Origin of the sequence: Aeoliella sp., from assembly GCF_965227375.1 — a bacterium.
In the GTDB taxonomy this organism is placed as follows: Bacteria; Planctomycetota; Planctomycetia; order Pirellulales; family Lacipirellulaceae; genus Aeoliella.
Genome location: NZ_CBDDFX010000001.1, coordinates 987692 through 1009710, shown reverse-complemented (window position 1 = coordinate 1009710; position 22019 = coordinate 987692). Strand labels below are relative to the sequence as shown.

Sequence of the window (22019 nt, the reverse complement as noted above, 5' to 3'; positions counted from 1 at the left end):
CGATGGTGCAATGGAGTTTGATCATCGACGAGGATGCCCTAGCATCCGTACTGCCCGACGAATATGTAAAATTCGCTCGGCCGGTAGCGGATGCCCTGGTGGTGTTCTTAGAGGGCCTTGCCGAGGATCGCCAGAACACCATCCTGGCTGAGCAGGCGGCACTGCCAGCGACCGTTGATATCTCTCAGCGGCTGGCAGTGCTGGCGAAGAGCTGTCCCGTGTTGCATAAACTGGGGCAGGTCTTGGCTCGCGATCCGATGCTCGCTCCCGAACTGCGGACGCAACTGCAACAACTCGAATCGCTGCCACCTTCGGTCGACCACTCGACGATTGTCGCCGTGCTACGCAGCGAGCTTGGTCCGCTCGAGCGACTTGGCGTCGAGCTGGTGGAACCCGCCATCGCCGAGGCCAGCGTGGCCGTGGTGGTTGGTTACAACCAGGCGGGTGGCAGAAGCGCCGAGCGCGGCGTATTCAAACTGCTGAAGCCCGGCATTGAGCAGCGGCTCGCCGAGGAGCTAGACCTTGCCGCCCAAGTTGGTGCGCACCTGGACCAGCGGTGTGAGGAACTCGGCATCCCTGCGCTCGACTACCAGGAGACCTTCGACCAGGTGCGCGACAAACTGCAATGGGAAGTCCGCCTGGACCAGGAGCAGCAGAACTTGCGGGCGGCCAGCCGGTTGTATAGCGACGAGCCGCGGGTGCATATCCCCGCTCTGTACAAGCACTGCACTCCGCGCGTGACCGCCATGGAGTGGTTGCCGGGTGAGAAGGTGACCGATCATGCGCTCGACGACGTCGATGCTCGTCGCTCGATCGCAGCGGTAGCTGTGGAGATGTTAATTGCGAAGCCGATGTTCTCGCGTGACAGCGAAATGCTGTTTCACTGCGACCCCCACGCTGGCAACTTGATGCAAACTGACCAAGGGCGACTCGGAATACTCGATTGGAGCCTGGTGGGCCGGTTGACCGAGGAGCAACGAGTCGCCCTAGTGCAAGTGGTGCTGGCCGGCGTGATGCTTGATCCGGCGACGGTGGTCGAAGCGCTTGAGCGGGTGGCGACGAGTGTTGGCGACCGGGAGAAGCTGCAAGCGGTTGCGGAAGAGTCGATACGTCAAATCGGTCGGGGAGTCTTGCCCGGGCTCAACTGGATGGTAGGGATGCTAGATCGAGCCTATCAGGAGGCGAGTTTGCGACTGGGGCCCGACCTGTTGTTGTTCCGTAAGACGCTGCATACTTTAGACGGCGTGCTACACGACCTGCACATCGATGCCGAGCGTCTCGACAGTGTGTTGTTGCAGAACTTCCTACAGCAGTTCATCGCCGAGTGGCCACAACGATGGTTTGCCCTGCCGCATTGGCGAGGGTTTGCCACACGACTTTCCAATTTCGACCTAGCAAGGTGCTTGATGGAAATGCCCCACGCGGCAGCCAGGTTCTGGCTGAGTCAAATCAGCGACCATTTATCCGCGACTCAGCAATCCTGCAGCACCAATAACTAAATAGGAGTAAACAGTGGAACCAGTAAAGTCTCTGAATCATGTTGGGATTGCGGTACGTTCGATCGACGAGCAGCGCCCGTTCTACGAAGGCGCTTTAGGCGCGGAGTTCGAGTGCTACGAGGAAGTTCCGACACAAAAGGTAAAGGTTGGCTTCTTCAAGGTAGGCGACGTTCGCCTCGAGTTGCTCGAGCCGACCGACCCCGCCAGCCCGATTGCCAAATTCTTGGAGAGCCGCGGCGAGGGGCTTCACCACTTGGCATTTACCGTCGATGATATTGAGGCGCGAATCGCCGATCTTAAAGAGTCCGGCCTGCGGATGATTGACGAAACGCCACGCCTTGGCGCCCACAACATGAAGATCGCTTTCGCGCATCCCAAAAGCACGCACGGCGTGCTGACCGAACTGTGCGAACCTGCTTCGTAGCCAATAGAGGATAACGGTGGAATCATGCTCGACACCGAACTGAATATCAAGAAGGATTTTCCCCCCGTTGCGTACGAAGCGTGGCGCGAGGTGGTGGAAAAAGACCTCAAGGGTGCTCCCTTCGAGAAGAAGCTGATTACGCGAACCTTCGAAGGAGTCGATCTCCAGCCTGTGTACACTTCGCGCGATTGGTCGTCCGAAGGAGACCCGACCGGCTTCCCCGGTCTTCCGTTCTACCTACGCGGCTCGAAGCCGTTGGGCGTTGCCGAGACAGGTTGGGATTTGCGTCAGGAGTACACGCATCCCGACTTGGCGACCACCAATCAGGCAATTCTGGCCGACTTGGAAGGCGGAGTCACGTCGATCCTGCTGCGGCTCGACTGCGCCGCGCGAAGTGGCCACGACGCCGATGCCACCGTGGCCGAAGAACTCGCAGCACGCGACGGAGTAACCGCTTACCATGTGAACGACCTCGACGCGGTGCTTGCCAAGGTGCAACTGCCACTGGTGGGCGTTGCCTTGGAAGCCGGGGCTGCGTTCCTGCCAGCTGCGGCTCAGTTGGCAGCACTGTGGCGACTCCGCGGTGTGTTGCCAGAGGAAGCCCGCGGAGCGTTCAACGCCGATCCGCTGGCCGTGCTGGCGCGAGACGGTCAACTGCCGTCCTCGCCTGAAGCCGCACTCGGCTTGATGGCCGACTTGGCGAAGTGGACGAGCACCAACTATCCCAACGTCACGGCGGTGCGCGTAGGCACGGCGGCCTACCATCACGCCGGCGCGACGGCCGTGCAGGACATCGCGTTCAGCATGGCAACCGGTATCGAGTACCTGCGTGCGATGACGGCCGCCGGCATGGACATCTCGGCAGCTGCCCGTCAGATGCTGTTCAGCATGAGCGTGGGGACACATCATTTCCTTAGCATCGCCAAGCTGCGAGCGGCACGAAGCCTGTGGGCGCGTGTGGTCGAAGCCAGCGGCGGTGACCCCGAAGCCGGAGCAATGCGGCTGCATACCCGCGTGAGCAAGCGAGTGCTCACCGCCCGCGACCCCTACGTCAACCTGTTGCGGAATACGGTGGCCGTGTTCGCCGGAAGCCTCGGCGGCGCCGAGGTGATCACCTCCGAACCGTACGACGTGGCGACCGGCTTGCCCGATGCCACCAGTCGGCGGATCGCCCGCAACACGCTGCATGTGTTGCAAGACGAGTCGCATCTGCACCGCGTGGTCGATCCTGCAGGCGGAAGCTGGTACATGGATTGGCTGTCCAACGAACTGGCTAAGCAAGCCTGGAATCAGCTGCAGGAGATCGAGCGACAAGGTGGCATGCTCGCGGTAGTTCAAAGTGGTTGGGTTGCCGAACAGATCGAGTCGGCGTTTGCCCCGCGTGCCAAAGCGATCGCCAGCCGTAAGGAAGGCATCACCGGCATCAGCGAGTTCCCCAACCTGACCGAAGAACCAGTCACTCGCGAAGCACCCGACCGCGCCGCATTGCGAGCGCAAGCGGCGCAGCGATTGGCCACAGCTCGCTGTGCGGCCGAGGCGGTCGGCGATTTGAAGGGCGGTGAAAAGATGGCTGCGGCTGTCGAGGCGGCGGCAGCCGGAGCATCCGTTGGTCAACTGGCCAGCGGGCTGGGCTTCGGCGAAACCGAAACCACCCTCACGCCGATCGCGCCGCATCCCTTCGCCGAACCGTTCGAGGCGCTCCGCGACGCCAGCGACAAGTGGCTAGAGGAAAAGGGCTCGCGTCCCAAGGTACTGCTGGCGAACATGGGACCGATTGCCCATCACACCGCGCGGGCGACGTTTTCGAAGAACTTCTTCGAGGCCGGCGGCTTCGAGGCGCTCACCAACAACGGCTTCGCGGATGCCGATGCCGCCGCGGCGGCATTGACTGAGTCGGGAGCCAAGGTGGCGGTTATCTGTTCGTCCGACAAACTGTACCCCGAATTGGTGCCTGACACAGCTGCCAAGCTTAAAGCGGCTGGTGCTCGCACCGTGGTGCTGGCCGGCAACCCGGGCGAGAACGAAAGCGCTTGGCGCGCCGCTGGCGTCGATCGATTTATCTTCATCAAGTGCGATGTTCTCAGCACACTGCGGGACTTGCTTCGCGAGGAAGGAGTATTGCAATGAGTAGTCAGGTCCCTAACTTTGCCGAGGTTCCGTTCACGGAAAAACCGGCCACGCCGGGCACGTACGACAGGTGGCACCACGCCGCCGGCGCCGAAGCGGCCGACCTGACGTGGCAAACTCCCGAGCAGATCCCGGTGCAGCCGTTGTATTCGGCCAAAGACCTGGAGGGTCTCGAGCACCTGAACACGATGCCGGGTATGCCGCCGTTTTTGCGTGGACCTTACTCCACGATGTATACGATGCGGCCCTGGACTATCCGCCAGTACGCGGGGTTCTCGACTGCGAAGGACTCCAACGCGTTCTATCGCCGCAACCTGGCCGCGGGTCAGATGGGCCTGAGCATCGCGTTCGACCTGTCGACACACCGTGGTTACGACTCCGATCACCCCCGCGTGTCGGGCGACGTCGGTATGGCCGGTGTGGCGATCGACAGCATTTACGATATGCGGACGCTGTTCGATGGCATTCCGCTCGACCGCATGAGCGTGTCGATGACCATGAATGGCGCGGTGCTGCCGATCATGGCGCTGTACATCGTGGCCGCGGAAGAGCAGGGCGTGAAGCCGGAGCAACTAGCCGGCACGATCCAGAACGACATCCTCAAGGAGTTCATGGTTCGTAACACGTATATCTATCCTCCCGAGTCGTCGATCCGCATCATCGCCGACATCTTCCGCTACACCAGCGAGAAGATGCCGAAGTTCAACAGCATCAGCATCAGCGGCTACCACATGCAGGAAGCCGGCGCGACCGCCGACCTGGAGCTGGCTTACACGCTGGCCGACGGGCTCGAGTACGTTCGCACGGGACAGAAGGCCGGCCTGGAGGTCGATGCGTTTGCACCACGACTGTCGTTCTTCTGGGCGATCGGCATGAATTACTTCATGGAAGTCGCCAAGATGCGGGCGGGTCGCATGATCTGGGCGAAGCTCATTAAGCAGTTCGACCCCAAGAACGCCAAGAGCATGAGCTTGCGGACGCACAGCCAAACCAGCGGCTGGAGTCTCACCGCTCAGGATGTTTACAACAACGTGATTCGCACATGCGTGGAAGCGATGGCGGCCACGCACGGCCACACGCAGTCGCTACACACCAACGCGCTGGACGAAGCGCTCGCGCTGCCGAGCGACTTCTCGGCCCGCATCGCCCGCAACACGCAGTTGTTTCTGCAACAGGAGACCGACACGTGCGACGTGGTCGACCCCTGGGGCGGTAGCTACTACGTGGAGCGGCTCACACGAGATCTGGCCGACCGAGCCTGGCAGCACATCCTGGAGGTCGAAGAACTGGGCGGCATGACCAAGGCCATCCAGGCGGGCATCCCCAAGATGCGCATCGAAGAAGCCGCCGTGCGGACCCAGGCGCGCATCGACTCGGGGCAGCAAACCGTGATCGGCGTGAACAAGTACCGCCCGAAGGACGAGGAATTGCTGAAGGTGCTGCACGTCGACAACACGTCGGTCCGCCAGCAGCAAATCGCCAGCATCAAGAAGCTGCGGGAAGAGCGCGACCAGGCGAAGGTCGAAGCAACGCTCAATGCTTTGCGGAATGCAGCCAAAGACGGCAGCGGCAATCTGCTAGAATTGGCAGTCGACGCGGCGCGGTCGATGGCCACCGTGGGCGAAATATCCAGCGCACTGGAAGACGTTTACGGCCGGTACGAAGCACCGGTGCAATCGGTACGTGGAGTTTATGGTAACGAAGTGGGTGACAAAGCACACGCCAACGAAGTACGCGAACTGGTCCAGGCCTTCGAGAAGCAAGATGGTCGCCGGCCCCGCATTCTGATCGCCAAGATGGGTCAGGACGGTCACGACCGCGGCCAGAAGGTGATCGCCAGTGCGTTTGCCGATCTTGGTTTCGACGTGGACATCGGCCCGCTATTCCGCACCGCGGCGGAGACCGCTCGCCACGCGGTGGAGAACGACGTGCACATTGTGGGCGTCAGTTCATTGGCGGCAGGGCACCTGACGCTGGTGCCCGAGCTGCGCGACGAACTGGCGAAGCTGGGCCGCGACGACATCATGATTGTTGTCGGCGGTGTGATTCCCCCCGAGGACTACGACGCTTTGCGAAAAGCGGGAGCGGTGGCCGTGTTTGGTCCCGGCACCGTGATCGGCGAAGCGGCGGCGCAGCTACTGAAGGACCTGGCCGAGAGGCTGGAGTTCAGCCTGTCGTAAGAGGTTGCCTAAACGCCATCGAATGTACTGAGTTATGGGATCGTCACCACGTCGCCAAGCGCTGACCCTGGAGGATTACTACGCAGGCGTGGTTGCGCGGGACATTGCGGTGTTGCCGCGGGCGCTGACGTTGGTGGAGTCCATCCGCTCGGAACATCAACTGCTTGCCGAGCAGTTGATGACCCGGATCCTACCGCACACCGGCCAGTCGATCCGCGTAGGCATCACCGGTCCGCCAGGCGTTGGCAAGAGTACGTTTATCGAAGCCTTGGGAATGCACTTGGTGCGCCTGGGCCGCAAGGTGGCCGTGTTGGCGGTCGACCCGTCAAGCGGTGTGAGCGGTGGCAGCATCCTGGGCGACAAAACCAGAATGTCCCACCTGTCGGCTGAACCGAATGCGTTCATTCGACCTTCGCCGTCGGCTGGCACACTGGGCGGCGTCGCCCGCAAGACGCGCGAAACGATGCTGATTTGCGAGGCGGCTGGCTTCGATGTCGTGCTGGTCGAAACCGTTGGCGTTGGGCAATCGGAAACCATGGTGGCGGAGATGACCGACTGCTTCCTGGCGCTGATGATGCCGGGCAGTGGAGACGAGCTACAAGGCATCAAGCGCGGCTTGCTGGAGTTGGTGGACGTGATCGCGGTCAACAAGGCCGATGGCGCCAATCGCCAGCCGGCGGAGGTCGCCGCCCGACAATTGGAACGCATCTTGCATGCCTTGTCGTCGCAACCCGACGAATCTCCCGCCGTGCTGACTTGCAGTGCGCTGGAGCACAAGAGCATCGACGAGGTATGGAACGCCATCGAGCAGCGGCACGAGAAGGCCAAGAAGCTGGGTTTGGTGGAGCAGCGCCGTCGTCGACAGAGTGCTCGCTGGATGTGGAGCATTGTGGATGAGCAACTCCGCAATGCTGTGCACGACAGTCCGGCGGTTGCCAAGATTCGTGAAGACCTCGAAAACAAAGTACTCGATGGTGTCCTGGCGCCAGAGGCCGCGGCACGGAGCATTTTGGAAGCCTGTGGGCTGAAAGTTGGCAAGACTTAGCGTGGGATAGCCAAACGTTTTTCCACCACGCACTATCAATTACGCGCTAGCGGCGCTACTGGCGCACTCGCGCTGAGGAAGAGACCATGGCCATCGAAAAACAGTTACTCGACAACCTGCAACAGCGCCGCAAGACGGCCAGCGAAGGTGGTGGACAAGAGCGAATCGACAAGCGGCACGCCAAGGGCTTGCTGACCGCGCGGGAAAGGCTGTCGATCTTCTACGATACCGACACATTCCAAGAGTGGGGCATGCATGTCGACCACGCGTGCCACGACTTTGGCATGGAGAAAAAGTCGTTGCCTTGCGACGGTGTGGTGACCGGCGTCGGCTGGGTCGATGGCCGGCCAATCGCGGGGTATAGCCACGACGCCACCGTTGGTGGCGGCGCGCTGGGGCAACGCCACGCCAAAAAGATCTGCGACCTGATGGACTACGCCCTCGAGGGCGGAATGCCGGTCGTTGGCATCAACGACTCCGGCGGCGCCCGCATCCAGGAAGCGGTGGAGTCACTCTCCGGCTATGGGCAAGTGTTCTATCGAAACGTGCAACTATCGGGCGCGGTTCCGCAAATCGGAGTGATCGCGGGCAACTGCGCCGGCGGAGCGGCCTACTCGCCCGCGCTGATGGACTTTCTGATCATGACGCGCGAGAACGCGAACATGTTCATATGCGGCCCCGGCGTCATCAAAGGCGCTACGGGCGTCGAAGCCACCATGGAGGAGATCGGCAGCGCGGCGGCCAACGCCACGCTGAGCGGCAACGTCCACTTTGTGGCCGACAACGATCAGCACGCCATGGAACTGGTCCGCGACCTGCTGTCGTACTTGCCGCCCAACAACCTGGAAAACCCTCCGCACTACACGCCCGAGAACATCCTGCTGGACGACGATCCAACGATGAACGAAATCGTCCCGGCGGACCCGAAGGACTCGATGGATATGTACGAGGTGATCCAGCGACTGGTGGATCCCGGACAGTTCCTCGAAATTCACAAAGACTTCGCCCAGAACCTGATCGTTGGATTTGCGCGCATCGATGGCACCGTGGTAGGCCTGATCGCCAACCAGCCGATGGTCAAGGCGGGCACGCTCGACATCGACGCCTCGGACAAAGGCGCGCGGTTCATTCGGTTCTGCAACGCGTTTAACATTCCGCTGGTAACGCTGGTCGACGTGCCCGGCTTCCTGCCCGGCGTTGCCCAAGAGCAGGGCGGCATCATTCGCCACGGGGCCAAGATGCTGTTCGCCTACTCGGCGGCCACTGTGCCGAAAATCACCGTGATCACGCGCAAGGCTTACGGCGGTTCCTACCTGGCGATGTGCAGCAGCGACCTAGGCGCCGACATGGTGTTCGCCTGGCCGACGGCCGAAATCGCCGTGATGGGCGCCGACGGAGCGGTGAACGTGCTGTATCGCCGCGAACTGGACGCTGCCGACGACCGCGCCGCCACGCGGGCCAAGTTCGTCGAAGAATACCGCGATCGTTTTGCTTCGCCCTACATGGCCGCGTCGCACGGCATGATCACCGACGTGATCTCGCCCGCGCAAACGCGTGGGGTTGTTTCGCTGGCCTTGCGAAACACCCTCAGGAAGCGCGAAACCCGTCCGCCCAAGAAGCACGGTCTGATACCGCTATGATCAATAGCTACTGGCTACCTGTCGCCGTTTTCTCCGAAGAGCCTTCGATGGGCGAACTCCTGCAGTTCGTCGTCGTAGGACTGCTGGTAGTGCTCGCTGCGCTCACGAGCCTGGCGCTGATGAGCACCCTCGTCAGCCGAATTCTGGCTGCGTTGAAAGAGAACAAGGCCAAAGCACCACCCGCGCCCATTCCTGAAGATGGATTGCCGGAAGAAGAGTTGTTGGTCATTGCTGCGGCCGTGGCGGCTGTGTACACCCAGCCTCACCGCATCGTCCACGTACGCGGTCTCACGCCCGAAGACATGGCCTGGGCGTTGCAGGGTCGCTCGCAAATACACGCATCTCACGCACTTAAACCACAGGACTTTCGATGAAGAAACTTCGAATCACGATAGGAGACAAGTCGTACGACGTTTCCGTCGAACTATTGAGCGACGACTCGGCTCCGGCGCCGGCCATTCCGCGTCCCGCAGCCGCCTCGTCGCCCATCGCCCCGCCAGCGGCCGCAGCGCCTGCTCGGCCAACGGCCGCCGCAGCGCCAGGCGTGATCATCAGTCCGATGGCTGGCATGGTGAAGACGATCCAGGTGAAGGAAGGCGACTCGGTCGAACAAGGCCAGGTGCTGATGCTGCTCGATGCGATGAAGGTCGAGAACCGCATCACCGCTCCTTCGGCTGGCAAGGTCTCGAAGATCCTAGTGAAAGAAGGCGACACGGTAACCGAAGGCCATGTGCTTCTCGAGATGAATTGAAACCAAAATGACGATCATTGACGCGTTTCTGGACTTCACGGCGTTTGACTCGGTCACCTACAAGATGATCATCATGTGGGTGGTGTGCGGTGTGCTCGTTTTTTTGGCAGTTGCCAAAGAGTTCGAGCCGATGCTGCTGCTGCCCATCGCCTTCGGCGCCTTGCTCGCCAATCTGCCGATGACTGGCCTGCTCAAAGAGCCCACTGCTGACGAAGCGGGCGGGTTGTTCTATTACCTCAGCCAGGGTATCGATCTGGAGATCTATCCGCCGCTCATCTTTCTGGGCGTTGGAGCGCTTACCGACTTCGGTCCCGTGATCGCCAATCCACGAACACTGCTGCTGGGCGCTGCTGCGCAGGCGGGTGTGCTCATCACCTTTCTCGGCGCCTGCGCGTTAGACTTCACGCCCGACGAAGCAGCGTCGATTGGCATCATCGGTGGAGCCGATGGACCAACCTCCATTTTCATCGCCAGCAAACTCGCCCCCGAATTGGTGGGCCCCATTGCCGTGGCCGCCTACTCTTACATGGCGTTGGTGCCGCTGATCCAGCCGCCGATCATGCGTTTCTTGACTACCGAGAAGGAACGCAAAATACGCATGCAGTCGCTGCGAAAAGTGACGAAGCTCGAGCGACTAATATTCGCCTTTGCCACGTTAATCATCTGCATCTTGATCGTGCCTTCCGCTTCGGCCCTGATCAGCATGCTGATGCTCGGCAACATCCTACGCGAGAGCGGTGTCGTCGAACGACTCTCGAAAGCGGCGCAGAACGAGTTGATTAACATCGTCACCATCTTTCTTGGCACCTGCGTTGGCATCACCATGAGTGGTGACACCTTCCTGCAGGGCCGGACCCTGTCGATCTTGGCGATGGGCATCGTGGCGTTCGCCATCTCCACCGCCAGCGGAGTGCTGATCGCCAAGTTGATGAACCTGTTCTCGTCCAAGCCCATCAACCCGCTGATTGGCGCTGCAGGTGTTTCGGCCGTGCCGATGGCGGCTCGCGTGGCCCAGGTCGAAGGGCAGCGGGCCGATCCGCAGAACTTCCTGTTGATGCATGCCATGGGTCCCAACGTGGCCGGTGTGATCGGCACCGCGGTCGTGGCGGGCTACTTCATCGCTCGGCTCTACGGCAACTGAACCTCGTTAACTCTCCGCGCGTAGCGAGTCGAGCACCTTGGTGATCCGCTCCCGTACTTCGGGACTGGCGAGTAGCTGCTCGTTGCGCTGCTGGAACTCGGCCTGCTGCTCGCCGTCCAGGCCTGTCTGCGCGGCGAGGGCGTTGAGTTGCCACTTCGCGTTGGAAATCCCCGCGGGCGAGCACTCGAGCATTCTTTCCACCAGCTTCTCGGTTGTCGCTTCCAGTTCCGCCGCGTCGACCACGTGGTTGTAGAGGCCTGCGACGTACGCATCCTGGGCCGAAAGCGTGCCCGCGGTGAACAGCATCTCTTTGGCCTTGTGCAGTCCCATCACACGCAGCCAGTACGCGTACAGCTCGGCGGGGAGTGGAATGCCGAGCTTCTTCGACGTGATGGCTACCTCCGCGTTCTTGCTGGCCACCACCATGTCGCTGTAAACCAACAGCAACATTCCGGCGGCGTACACGCTGCCTTCGACCATCGCCACGACCGGCACCGGCATCGACTGCATGTGCCGGCAGACCTTCAGCGTGGTGTTGTCTTCCAGCAGGTTGTCGGGTTCGAGCTCCGCCAGGTCGTGCCCCGCACACCACACCGACACGCCCGGGTTCGCCCGCAGGATCACCGCTCGGGCGGATTGTTGCTCGGCTTGCTCGAAGCTGGCCAGCAGTCGGGTGCCCATCTCGCTGGTCAGGGCGTTTCGTTTCTCGTCTCGATTGAGCGTAATCGTAGCGACCGCGCGCTCATCCATGCTGTATTCAACGCTCGCCATGATGCCTCGCAAATCGTGGGCTTACTCGAATTCCAGAATCGGCTGATCGACCGACAGCGTATCGCCCACCGTGGCCATCGTGGTCTTGATGATGCCATCCCGCTCGGCGCGAAGCACGTTCTCCATCTTCATCGCCTCGACCACCGCCATGTCCTGCCCATTTTTCACCTCGACGCCTGGCTCGACGAGCAGCTTGGACAACAGCCCCGGCATTGGCGACAGCAGATACTTGGTCAAATCGGGCGGCGTCTTGGGAGCCATCCTCGACAACAACTCCGCCGCCCTGGCGGTGAGCACCATGACGTCGACTTGCGAACCCCAGTGGAACAGCCGGTAGATCATATTCCGCCGCTCTACTTGCATGCAGATGTAGTTGCCGTTGATGGTGCCGCGGAAGATCGGCTGCCCGAACTGCCAGTCGCTCAGCACGCGGTAGTGGGCATTGCCATAGTACACCTCGTGCCCACCCCCTTCTTCCAGCGGCCTCACGGTCACCGGGTGTTGCTCACCGCCGAGCACCACTACCCAATCGTCGTGAATCTCCCGCTCGTAACCGGGCATCTGGCCGCTGATCTTCGCGGCGCGGTCCATGTAGCGGCGGTGAATCGTCGCCGCGGTGGTAATCAATAGCGCCGGATCGTCGTGAACCACGTGCGTCGCATCAAAGCCATCAGGGTATTCTTGCGCGATGAAATTTGTGCTCAACCGCCCCTCGCGGAATCGCTTGTGGTCTACCAACGCAGCGAGGAAGCTGATGTTGTGGGCCACCCCACGGATGCAGAACTCGTTGAGTGCCTCGCGGAGATGCGAAATGGCCGAGTCGCGCGTCGGACCTTGCGAGGTCACCTTGGCGATCATCGGATCGTAGTGCATGGAAACCTCGCCCCCCTCGTACACGCCGGTATCGACCCGCACGGCATTCGATTCGGTAGGCGGACTGTACCGAACCAGGCGGCCGATCGACGGCAGGAAGTTGCGGAACGGGTCCTCGGCGTACACGCGAGCTTCGATGGCCCAGCCGTCGAACTTCACGTCATCCTGACCAAGTGGAAGCTTCTCACCCGCGGCGATACGGATCATCAACTCTACCAGGTCGACGCCGGTCACCAACTCGGTCACCGGGTGCTCGACCTGCAAGCGGGTGTTCATCTCCAGGAAGTAGAAGTTGCGATCGTTGTCGACGATGAACTCGACCGTGCCAGCAGACTGGTAGTCGACCGCGCGGGCGAGCGCCACGGCCTGGCTGCCCATCGCCTGGCGTGTTTCGGGATCGAGGAATGGCGACGGGGCTTCTTCGATCACTTTCTGGTGCCGCCGCTGCAGCGAGCATTCCCGCTCGCCCAGATAGATGGCGTTGCCGTGCGCGTCGGCCAGCACTTGGATTTCGATGTGGCGGGGCTCTTCGATGAACTTCTCGATAAACAGCCGATTGTCGCCAAACGCGGTTTGCGCTTCGCCCGATGCTCGCTCGAAGCCTTCGCGGCACTGCTGGTCGTCGCGGGCGATGCGCATGCCTTTGCCGCCACCGCCGGCACTCGCTTTGAGCATCACGGGATAGCCAATCTCGCCGGCCACGTCCACCGCGTGCTCGGCGTCGCGGACCACACCAGTGAAGCCCGGAATGGTGTTGACGCCGGCCTCCATGGCAAGGTTTTTGGAGGTGATCTTATCGCCCATGCTGGTAATCGCATGCGGCTTGGGACCGATGAACGCAATGCCGGCCTCTTCGAGCGCCGTGGCAAACGTGGCGTTCTCCGACAGAAAACCATAACCGGGATGCACCGCCTCGGCGCCGGTGTCTTTGCAGGCCTGGACGATGCGGTCGATCACCAGGTAGCTCTCCGCCACCGGCGCAGGTCCGATGAGCACCGCCTCGTCGGCGAGTTCCACATGCAGGGCGTTGCGGTCCGCTTGGGAATAGACGGCGACCGTCCGGATGCCCATACGTTGGGCCGATTTGATCACGCGGCAAGCGATCTCGCCGCGGTTGGCTATCAGGATTTTCTTAAACATTGTCTACGACTGTATCGTCTACAGGGGAATGTTCCCATGCTTTCGCCAGGGATTTTCAAGGCGTTTGTCTCGCAGCATCGCCAGCGAGCGGCAAATCCGTTCGCGGGTCAGCCGAGGCGTAATCACGTCGTCGATGTATCCACGCCGGCCCGCGATGAACGGGTTGGCGAACTTCGTACGGTATTCTTCGGTTAGCTCTTCGATTCGTTCCTTGTCGCCGCGCTCCTCTCGGAAGATGATCTCCACCGCGCCCTTGGGGCCCATCACTGCGATTTCAGCGCTGGGCCACGCCAGATTCACGTCGCCCCGCAGGTGCTTCGAGGCCATCACGTCGTACGCTCCGCCGTACGCTTTGCGGGTGATCAGTGTGATCTTCGGTACGGTCGCTTCGGCATAGGCGTACAGCAATTTGGCGCCGTGTTTAATGATGCCACCGTACTCCTGCGCGGTGCCAGGCATGAAGCCGGGTACGTCGACCAGCGTGAGGATCGGGATGTTGAAACAATCGCAGAACCGCACGAACCGGGCGGCCTTGATCGACGAGCGAATGTCCAAGCAGCCCGCAAGCACCAGTGGTTGATTGGCGACGATGCCCACCGGATAACCTTCCATGCGAGCGAAGCCAACCACGATGTTCTTCGCATGCTCGGGCTGCAGCTCGAAGAAGTCGGTGTCGTCCACGATCTTCAGGATCAGTTCCTTCATGTCGTACGGCGTTGTCGCACTGTCGGGCACCAGCGTGTCGAGCGACGGCTCGGCGCGACTCGCCGGATCGGGCGACGGACGATGCGGCGGCGGCACGCGGTTGTTGGCCGGCAAGTAGTTAATGAACCGCCGCAGCATGGCGAGCGCCTCGACGTCGTCCTCAAACGCGCGATCCGCTACGCCCGACTTGGTGGAGTGCGTGATCGCTCCGCCGAGTTCTTCGTGCGTTACTTCTTCGTGCGTTACGGTCTTTACGACTTCCGGTCCGGTGACGTACATGTACGAGCTGTCTTTGACCATGAAGATGAAGTCGGTCATCGCCGGCGAGTAGACCGCTCCGCCGGCGCAAGGGCCCATGATCAGCGAGATCTGCGGCACCACGCCCGACGCCATGACGTTCCGCTGGAACACCTCCGCGTACCCGCCCAGCGAGGCCACGCCCTCCTGAATGCGGGCGCCGCCCGAATCATTCAGACCGACGACTGGCGCGCCGACCTTCATGGCGTGGTCCATGATCTTGCAGATTTTCTCGGCGTGGGCCTCCGACAGCGAGCCACCAAACACGGTAAAGTCCTGGCTGAACACGAACACCACGCGGCCGCTCACGGTGCCGTAGCCAGTGACAACGCCATCGCCGGGAATACTCTCGGCGTCCATGCCGAAGTCGACGCAGCGATGTTCGACAAACATGTCCCATTCTTCGAACGTGCCGGGATCCAGCAGCAATTCGATCCGTTCGCGAGCGGTCAGCTTGCTTTTGGCGTGCTGGCGGTCGATGCGTTTCTGTCCGCCGCCCATCTTGGCAGCAGCACGTTTTTCCTCGAGTTGTCGAACGATGTCTTGCATATCAGTCGTGTGGTTGGATGTTTCGAGTTCACGATGACGCCAACATGGGTATGGCGGTAGTGTCCGCGGTCGTCAAGTCACCTCCGTCGAATGCGCGGCAATCCACTCCGACGCCTGCGGCCACAGCTCCTGGTGCGAGCGGGTACTCACCGCCAGTCCGATGTGCCCCGCATCGATGGACAGCGACTCGAATTCCTCGGAGCTTACATGCTGCTGGAGTGCCTTGCTCGACCGGGGCGATACCAAATGATCGCGGTCGGCCGTGAGCAGCAGCACCGGGCAGTGGATCGAATCGAGCCGCACCGGCGTGCCGTGGAGTTCAAGTTTACCTTCAACCAGCTGGTTTTGCTGGTACAGCAGTTTGACGAAGTCGCGGAACGTCTCGCCGGCGATGGGGATGCTGTCGTTAGCCCAGCGTTCCATGGCCAGGAAATTTTCGAGGCTGGCATCCGACTCCATCCGATTCTGGAGGTTCAGGTACTTCTCGATGTAGTTTTGCACCGGCTTCATTAGTTGGAAGCAGGACTGGAGGAACCAACCGGGACAGTTGCCATAGACATCGACAAAGCTGTCGACATCGAAGTACTCCTCCTGCGCCCAGCGGTTCAAGAGTCCGTCATCCGACTGAAAATCGATGGGCGGGGCCATCAGGATCAGGTTGCGAACCTGCTCTTGGTACAGCGCAGTGTAGAGCGTGGCCATCGTGCCGCCCATGCAGTAGCCCAGCAGGTTAAGCTGTGGGGTCGCGGTCCGCTGCAACGTCAGGTCGACCGCCTCGCGCATCGCGTCGCACACGTAGTCCGCAAGTCGCCGCGAGTGGTCGGCGTCGGTGGGGGCGACCCAATCGATCAACCACACATCGAGTCCGCGTTCCAGCAATCGCTCGATCACGCTGCGGCCGTTTGGCAGGTCGAGCACGTAGGGACGATTCACCAGCGCAAAGCAGACCAGCACCGGCTCGGCATAGCGCCGTGGCGACTTGGCCTCGTAATGCAGCAGGCGGAATACGTTGTTTTCGTAAACCACCTCATGCGACGTCGCGGCGCTGCGTGGCATGGGGCGGACAACGCGTGGGAACTGCAGCAGATGCTCCCACATCTGCAGCGATTGTCGCTCGGTGTCACCTTGCATGCCGAGCAGAGCGTCGAGAAAGGTGGGCTTCATGATGGCCCCTCTAGGTTGTCGAGCTTCTGCTCCACCGCCTCGAGTCGCTGCTCGATGCGACCCAAGCTTCTGTTCAGCACCGCTTCCAACTCTCCGAGCCGGCGGACGATCTCGTCCGCGCCGCCAGATTCCGCCTGCGCGCCGGAAGCATTGGACACTTGCCCCAGCGCGTTGCTTTGCCGCTTCAGTTCGATCAGCGTACTAAGATGGTTTCTCAGCAGGCCCAAGAACAACGGGCTGCGCAGATAGGCATCGATGCTCTCGCTGGCCGCGTCGAGCCATTCGCGGTCCTGCGACTTATCCTCGTCGGCCGTGCCTTCGCTTTGCGAAACGAGCTCCGCCGCCTCGTTCAGTTGCCGAGTATACGCCGCCCAATAGTCCATCAAGGGACGAAAGAACGGATCGAACGTGTTGGAGGAGTCGCCGTGATCGGACACCTTCCACTCCTCATCGGCTTAGCAGGAACTTAGTGCGGGAGGTACTCCTCCGGTGTGTAGTTGCGCAAGGCCTTCATGTAGTTGGCTCGTTCCAGGGCGCTGGGGTCAGGGCAGTTTGCTCGGCTCATGCTCCCCTTCATTTGCTCAACGGACAGGTACTCTTTCTCCTCCAACCACGCTTCCACTTCTTTGAGAATCGTGGTTAAGTGTTCCGGCCCCTTCATCAACAAGACGCTGGCCATCATGGTGACGTCCGCTCCGGCCAACAGCAGCTTCACCACGCTCTGCATGCGATGCACGCCGCTGGTGGCTGCCAGCGATACACTGATCTGGTCGCGGATGATCGAAATCCACCGCAACGGCACACGCGCTTCATGCCGATTGCTAAGGATCAAGTCGGGCTTGATCTCCAGCGTGTCCAGATCGATATCGGCCTCCAAGTAGCGGTTGAACAGAACGATGCCGCTGGCGCCGGCTTGCACCAGCTTGCGGGCGAAGTTCGGCAGACTCGTAAAGTTGGGACCGATCTTCACCGCCACCGGAATTGACACCGACTTGCGGACCTCGGTCACCAGCTCTACATACCGACTCTCGACATGCTCGGCTGTCATCGAAGCATCGGTCGGAATGAAGTAGATGTTGAGTTCCAACGCATCCGCGCCCGCTTCCTCGATCGCCCGAGCGTAGCGAACCCAGCCGCCGTTAGACGAACCGTTGAGGCTGCCAATCACGGGAATCGAGAGCGCCTGCTTGGCCGACTCGAGGTGTTGCAGGTACTCGTCAGGTCCCGTGTGATAGTCCGGATACTCGGGGAAGTGGGTGAGCGACTCGGCGAACGACTCGGTCTGGTAATCGTACAGTTGCGCGATCTCCAGCTCTTCGTGCACGATTTGCTCCTCGAACAACGAAGGGAGCACCACGCACGAAGCGCCGGCGGATTCCAAACGCCAGAGCATGTCCAGATCGCCGGTCAGCGGCGCACAAGCGGCCACTCCCAAAGGATTTTTCAAAGTCAGTCCAAGGTACTTGGTTTGCAGATCGACTAGCATGGCTATGTTTCCACCTCCACTTCAATGAGTTCGTCCATTACCTCACGCTCCACTCCGGCCATCTGCTCGTAGTAGTGCCAACGATCGTCGATGTCTCGCTGAGCCAGATTGAACAGAAACTCTGCGTGATCGGGATTCGTACGGGCCAGCATGGCAAACCGCGCCTCGGACATCGCCAGGTCCTTGAACGGCTTGGACGGCTTGCGGCTGTCGAGATGGAATGGTTGGGCCCCGGCGTGGGCTTCCCGCGGGTCGTAGCGGAACAGCGGCCAGAAACCGGTTTGCACCACGTCTTTTTGATGCGTCATGGAGGTTTCCATGTTGATGCCATGCGCGATGCAGTGGCTGTACGCCAGGATGAGCGACACGCCCGGGTACGATTCCGCCTCGCGGAAGGCCTTGAGCGTTTGATTGGGATTCGACCCCATCGCGATCTGGGCGACATACACGTTGCCATACGATACGGCCAGCATGCCCAGGTCCTTCTTGCGAGCCGGTTTGCCGCCGGCGGCGAATTTCGCCACGGCTGCACGCGGGGTGGCCTTCGACATCTGACCGCCGGTGTTGGAGTAGACGCCGGTGTCGAGCACCAGGATGTTCACGTCGCGGCCGGTGGTCAGCACGTGGTCGAGACCGCCAAAGCCGATGTCATAGGCCCAGCCGTCGCCGCCGACGATCCAGACACTGCGTTTCACCAGCACGTCGGCAATCGCCGCCAGCTTCTTGGCGTCGGCGTCCGACGAGTTCGCCAGCCGCGAACGCAACTGGTCCACTCTCTCGCGCTGCGTGGCGATGGCTGCCTCGTCCGCACACTGGGCGTGGACGATGTCGCCAACTAGGTCGTCGCCTATTGTGGAAGCAAACTTCTTCAGCAGGTGCTCGGCATAGTCGCGTTTCTGATCGACCGCTAGTCGCAAGCCCAGGCCGAACTCGGCAGTGTCCTCGAACAACGAGTTGTTCCAGGTGGGCCCCCGACCAGCCGACGTTTGACTGTATGGCGTGGTCGGCAGGTTGCCGCCGTAGATACTCGAGCATCCGGTGGCGTTGCCGATCAGCACGCGATCGCCAAACAGTTGGGTCATCAGCTTGAGGTACGGTGTCTCGCCGCAGCCACTGCAGGCGCCGGAGAACTCGAACAGCGGTTGCAGCAACTGCGAACCTTTGACCGTATCGATCTTCGCCGCCGTGCGATCGACTTCCGGCAGGCTGAGGAAATAATCGAAGTTGGCCCGCTCGCGCTCCAGATGCGGGTCCTTGTCCTCCATGTTGATCGCCTTGTGCTTGACCACTTCCTTGCTCTTGGCCGGGCAGACGTCGACACACACACCGCAGCCGGTGCAGTCGTCGGGCGCGACTTGGATGGTGACCAGATGGTCGGGCAGTTCCTTGCCTTTCCACGGCCGCGACATGAAGTCGGGCGGCGCTTCGCCGTTGCAGGAGCTTGCAGGATAGGCTTTCGTGCGAATGGCCGCGTGCGGGCAAACTAGCGCGCACAAACCGCATTGGATGCAGATGTCCGGATCCCAGATCGGAATTTCCTGGGCGATGCTGCGTTTCTCGAACCGCGCGGTATCGGTGGGGAACGTGCCATCGATCGGCATAGCACTCACCGGCAACAGGTCGCCCAAGCCGGCGATCAGCATCGAAGTCACCCGCTGGACAAAGTCCGAGCCGCCACTGGCAACCAACGCCTCGCGGTGCGATGTGCTGGTGGCCTGGCTGGGCACGGCCACTTCGCACAAGGCGCTGAGCGCCCCGTCCACGGCGGCGTAGTTGCGATCGATGACCGACTGGCCGCGCGTGCCGTAGGTCTTTTTGATGGCCGTCTTGATGTGCTCGATCGCTTCGTTGCCAGGCAGCAACTTGGCCAACGAGAAGAAGCAGGTTTGCATGATCGTGTTGATCCGCGAACCCATTTCCGCTTCGCGAGCCACCTTGTAGGCGTCGACCACAAAGAACTTTAAGTTCTTGTCGATGATCTGCTGCTGGGCTTCCTTGGGCAGCTTGTCCCACACTTCGTCGGGACCGTAGGGGCTGTTGAGCAGGAACGTCGCTCCTGGCTCGGCCACCTTCAGCACGTCCATTCGCGACAGGAAGTTGAACTGATGACAAGCGACGAAGTTCGCGCGATCGATCAGATAGGTTGAGTCGATCGGGCGGGGGCCGAACCGCAGGTGCGACACAGTGACCGAGCCCGACTTCTTCGAATCGTACACGAAGTAGCCCTGGGCAAACTGGTCGGTGTTCTCGCCGATGATTTTTACGGAGTTCTTGCTCGCGCCGACGGTGCCGTCGCTGCCCAGCCCATAGAACACGGCCCGCATCACGTCGTCCGGCTCGGTGGAGAACTCGGGGTCCCACTTCAGGCTAAGGTTGGTCACGTCGTCGATGATGCCGACGGTGAAGTGCTTCTTTGGTTCGGCGACGTTCAACTCCTCGAACACGCTGGCCGCCATGGCGGGTGTGTACTCCTTGGACGACAGTCCGTACCGACCGCCAATCAGCGTGGGCACATCCTGCAGCCGGCCGCCTTCGGCCAGTGCGGTTACAACGTCCTGGTACAGCGGCTCGCCAATCGCGCCCGGCTCTTTGGTGCGGTCGAGCACCGCGATCGATTTGGCCGACTGGGGAAGCGCTTCGAGGAATGACGGTACATCGAACGGGCGGTACAGGCGGACCTTCAGCACGCCGACCTTTTCGCCTTGTGAAGTGAGCTTATGCACGGCCTCTTCCGTGGCGCCCACGCCCGAGCCCATCATCACGATCACCCGCCCGGCGTCCTCCGCGCCGACGTAGTCGAACAGGTTGTACGTTCGGCCGGTAAGCTCGGCGAACTTCTGCATTGCCTCGCGGACGATTCCCGGCACGGCCGTGTAGTACGGGTTGATGGCTTCGCGGGCCTGAAAGTAGACGTCCGGGTTCTGAGCCGAGCCGCGAAGGATGGGCGCGTCGGGGTTCATCGCCCGGTCGCGATGCGCCTGGACCAGGTCCTGGTCAGTCATTTCGCGGACCACTTCGATCGGCAACTGGGCGATCTTGTTCACTTCGTGCGAAGTGCGAAATCCGTCGAAGAAGTGCAGAAAGGGAACGCGCGACTTGAGCGTGGCCACCTGGGCAATCATGGCCATGTCGTGCGCTTCCTGTACGGAGTTGGAAGCCAACAGGGCCCAGCCAGTCTGCCGCACCGACATCACGTCGGCATGATCGCCGAAGATCGACAAGGCATGCGTTGCCAGCGATCGGGCGGCGATGTGGAACACGGTGGGAGTGAGTTCGCCGGCCACCTTGTACATGGTGGGGATCATCAACAACAGACCCTGCGAGGCCGTGAAGGTGGTCGAGAGTGCCCCGGCCTGCAGGGCACCATGCACTGCGGCTGCTGCCCCCCCTTCGCTTTGCATCTCGATGACGTCGGGCACGGTGCCGAAGATGTTCTCGCGGCCGCGCGCCGACCAGGCGTCGGAAAGCTCTCCCATCGGGGAAGCGGGTGTGATTGGATAGATCGCAATCACTTCGTTGGTCAAGTGGGCAACATGGGCTGCTGCTTCGTTTCCATCGACAGTAACAAACTTCGTTGCACTCACAGGACACAACTCCTTCTTGCAATGAGTATAGTTATCACGATGCAGCCCCTGGCCGGCACCGTGGTACACGGTTACTTCACTTGGCGGGAATTGACACGGGAGGTGCCAGACGTTTTGCACACCCAAGCGGAGGCGGATGGGCTCACCTGTGCACCCCCCGCAAATCGGATTACTTACCGATCTTGGTCGTCAACTCACTCCATCTGTTCACGGCCTCCTGGAACTCGTTCATTTGAGTTTCCGAGATTTCGCGTACGCAATCGAAGGTCTTGCGGAACAACTGTTCGGTCCGCACGCGGAACTCTTCGGGATTGCTCGACTCGGCCACTCGCAGAGCCTCTTCCATCGATTCCAGCGCCGCTTGATACTGCTTGTCGAGCGTATCGCGGTGCTTGCGGGCGAGGTCCGAAATGGTGGTCACCCATTGGTGCTGGAAGTCGCGGACTTTCTCCACCCAAGCCGCCTGCGGGGTGGGGAAGCCGGGCCATAGGGCGCCCCATTGGCGGAACATCTCCTGCTGCATCTTCAGGTTCGATTCCGCCGCTTTCCGAAAGTTCTTGAAAACGTCGTCGAATACGTTGGCTGGCATCGTGGTAGTCATCGAACTACCTCCTTTCACGCTATTTCATGTTCAACCCGGGCA

Annotated in this window: 17 protein-coding genes; 9 read left to right on the top strand and 8 right to left on the bottom strand. The window is 61.2% G+C overall.

What is annotated here, in order from left to right; all coding sequences use genetic code 11:
• Nucleotides 1-2: 2 nt before the first annotated feature.
• The 9 genes from ACQK2L_RS04055 (at nt 3) to ACQK2L_RS04015 (ending at nt 10807) form a co-directional block, all read left to right on the top strand.
• Nucleotides 3-1499, top strand: a complete 1497-nt coding sequence (locus ACQK2L_RS04055; RefSeq protein WP_425395653.1) for an AarF/UbiB family protein — start codon at nt 3-5, stop codon at nt 1497-1499.
• 13 nt (nt 1500-1512) lie between these two features.
• Nucleotides 1513-1923, top strand: a complete 411-nt coding sequence (gene mce, locus ACQK2L_RS04050; protein WP_425395652.1) for a methylmalonyl-CoA epimerase — start codon at nt 1513-1515, stop codon at nt 1921-1923.
• Nucleotides 1924-1947: 24 nt separating this feature from the next.
• On the top strand, nt 1948-4050 hold the full coding sequence (locus ACQK2L_RS04045; RefSeq protein ID WP_425395651.1) for a methylmalonyl-CoA mutase family protein: 2103 nt from the start codon (nt 1948-1950) through the stop codon (nt 4048-4050).
• The gene (gene scpA / locus ACQK2L_RS04040; RefSeq protein WP_425395650.1) at nt 4047-6230 is read left to right on the top strand and encodes a methylmalonyl-CoA mutase; all 2184 of its coding nucleotides are present in this window, start codon (nt 4047-4049) and stop codon (nt 6228-6230) included. The genes ACQK2L_RS04045 and scpA overlap by 4 nt, the downstream gene beginning before the upstream one ends.
• 34 nt (nt 6231-6264) lie before the next feature.
• Nucleotides 6265-7275: a methylmalonyl Co-A mutase-associated GTPase MeaB gene (gene meaB, locus ACQK2L_RS04035; protein ID WP_425395649.1), complete on the top strand. Its 1011-nt coding sequence runs from the start codon at nt 6265-6267 to the stop codon at nt 7273-7275.
• Nucleotides 7276-7361: 86 nt separating this feature from the next.
• Nucleotides 7362-8915, top strand: coding sequence for an acyl-CoA carboxylase subunit beta (locus tag ACQK2L_RS04030; protein WP_425395648.1), 1554 nt, complete (start codon nt 7362-7364; stop codon nt 8913-8915).
• Complete coding sequence (locus tag ACQK2L_RS04025) at nt 8912-9289, top strand: OadG family transporter subunit (protein ID WP_425395647.1); 378 nt, start codon at nt 8912-8914, stop codon at nt 9287-9289. Before ACQK2L_RS04030 ends, ACQK2L_RS04025 begins: the two co-directional genes overlap by 4 nt.
• The gene (locus ACQK2L_RS04020) at nt 9286-9666 is read left to right on the top strand and encodes an acetyl-CoA carboxylase biotin carboxyl carrier protein subunit (protein ID WP_425395646.1); all 381 of its coding nucleotides are present in this window, start codon (nt 9286-9288) and stop codon (nt 9664-9666) included. The genes ACQK2L_RS04025 and ACQK2L_RS04020 overlap by 4 nt, the downstream gene beginning before the upstream one ends.
• A 7-nt stretch (nt 9667-9673) precedes the next feature.
• Nucleotides 9674-10807 (top strand): sodium ion-translocating decarboxylase subunit beta, encoded by a 1134-nt coding sequence (locus ACQK2L_RS04015; RefSeq protein WP_425395645.1) that lies wholly within the window; start codon nt 9674-9676, stop codon nt 10805-10807.
• Between the two features lie 6 nt (nt 10808-10813).
• Here ACQK2L_RS04015 and ACQK2L_RS04010 read toward each other — a convergent pair whose 3' ends face one another.
• From ACQK2L_RS04010 to ACQK2L_RS03975, 8 genes are all read right to left on the bottom strand, one after another.
• Complete coding sequence (locus tag ACQK2L_RS04010) at nt 10814-11578, bottom strand: enoyl-CoA hydratase-related protein (RefSeq protein WP_425395644.1); 765 nt, start codon at nt 11576-11578, stop codon at nt 10814-10816.
• Nucleotides 11579-11599: 21 nt separating this feature from the next.
• A complete protein-coding gene (accC, locus tag ACQK2L_RS04005; protein WP_425395643.1) occupies nt 11600-13591 on the bottom strand; it encodes an acetyl-CoA carboxylase biotin carboxylase subunit in 1992 nt (663 codons plus the stop codon).
• An 18-nt stretch (nt 13592-13609) separates the two neighbouring features.
• The gene (locus ACQK2L_RS04000; RefSeq protein ID WP_425395642.1) at nt 13610-15142 is read right to left on the bottom strand and encodes an acyl-CoA carboxylase subunit beta; all 1533 of its coding nucleotides are present in this window, start codon (nt 15140-15142) and stop codon (nt 13610-13612) included.
• 72 nt (nt 15143-15214) lie between these two features.
• Nucleotides 15215-16306, bottom strand: coding sequence for a class III poly(R)-hydroxyalkanoic acid synthase subunit PhaC (gene phaC / locus ACQK2L_RS03995; protein WP_425395641.1), 1092 nt, complete (start codon nt 16304-16306; stop codon nt 15215-15217).
• Nucleotides 16303-16743 (bottom strand): hypothetical protein, encoded by a 441-nt coding sequence (locus ACQK2L_RS03990; protein WP_425395640.1) that lies wholly within the window; start codon nt 16741-16743, stop codon nt 16303-16305. Before ACQK2L_RS03990 ends, phaC begins: the two co-directional genes overlap by 4 nt.
• Before the next feature lie 29 nt (nt 16744-16772).
• Nucleotides 16773-17792 (bottom strand): dihydroorotate dehydrogenase-like protein, encoded by a 1020-nt coding sequence (locus ACQK2L_RS03985; protein ID WP_425395639.1) that lies wholly within the window; start codon nt 17790-17792, stop codon nt 16773-16775.
• A 2-nt stretch (nt 17793-17794) separates the two neighbouring features.
• Entirely contained in the window at nt 17795-21376 is a 3582-nt protein-coding gene (gene nifJ / locus ACQK2L_RS03980; protein ID WP_425395638.1) for a pyruvate:ferredoxin (flavodoxin) oxidoreductase, read from the bottom strand.
• Between the two features lie 169 nt (nt 21377-21545).
• Nucleotides 21546-21977, bottom strand: coding sequence for a hypothetical protein (locus ACQK2L_RS03975; RefSeq protein ID WP_425395637.1), 432 nt, complete (start codon nt 21975-21977; stop codon nt 21546-21548).
• Nucleotides 21978-22019: the final 42 nt, after the last annotated feature.

Coding starts and splice junctions, on each gene's coding strand:
- ACQK2L_RS04055 (WP_425395653.1), top strand. CDS start 3: ATGGTGCAATGGAGTTTGATCATCGACGAGGATGCCCTAGCATCCGTA.
- ACQK2L_RS04045 (WP_425395651.1), top strand. CDS start 1,948: ATGCTCGACACCGAACTGAATATCAAGAAGGATTTTCCCCCCGTTGCG.
- scpA (WP_425395650.1), top strand. CDS start 4,047: ATGAGTAGTCAGGTCCCTAACTTTGCCGAGGTTCCGTTCACGGAAAAA.
- meaB (WP_425395649.1), top strand. CDS start 6,265: ATGGGATCGTCACCACGTCGCCAAGCGCTGACCCTGGAGGATTACTAC.
- ACQK2L_RS04030 (WP_425395648.1), top strand. CDS start 7,362: ATGGCCATCGAAAAACAGTTACTCGACAACCTGCAACAGCGCCGCAAG.
- ACQK2L_RS04025 (WP_425395647.1), top strand. CDS start 8,912: ATGATCAATAGCTACTGGCTACCTGTCGCCGTTTTCTCCGAAGAGCCT.
- ACQK2L_RS04020 (WP_425395646.1), top strand. CDS start 9,286: ATGAAGAAACTTCGAATCACGATAGGAGACAAGTCGTACGACGTTTCC.
- ACQK2L_RS04015 (WP_425395645.1), top strand. CDS start 9,674: ATGACGATCATTGACGCGTTTCTGGACTTCACGGCGTTTGACTCGGTC.
- ACQK2L_RS04010 (WP_425395644.1), bottom strand. CDS start 11,578: ATGGCGAGCGTTGAATACAGCATGGATGAGCGCGCGGTCGCTACGATT.
- accC (WP_425395643.1), bottom strand. CDS start 13,591: ATGTTTAAGAAAATCCTGATAGCCAACCGCGGCGAGATCGCTTGCCGC.
- ACQK2L_RS04000 (WP_425395642.1), bottom strand. CDS start 15,142: ATGCAAGACATCGTTCGACAACTCGAGGAAAAACGTGCTGCTGCCAAG.
- phaC (WP_425395641.1), bottom strand. CDS start 16,306: ATGAAGCCCACCTTTCTCGACGCTCTGCTCGGCATGCAAGGTGACACC.
- ACQK2L_RS03985 (WP_425395639.1), bottom strand. CDS start 17,792: ATGCTAGTCGATCTGCAAACCAAGTACCTTGGACTGACTTTGAAAAAT.
- ACQK2L_RS03975 (WP_425395637.1), bottom strand. CDS start 21,977: ATGACTACCACGATGCCAGCCAACGTATTCGACGACGTTTTCAAGAAC.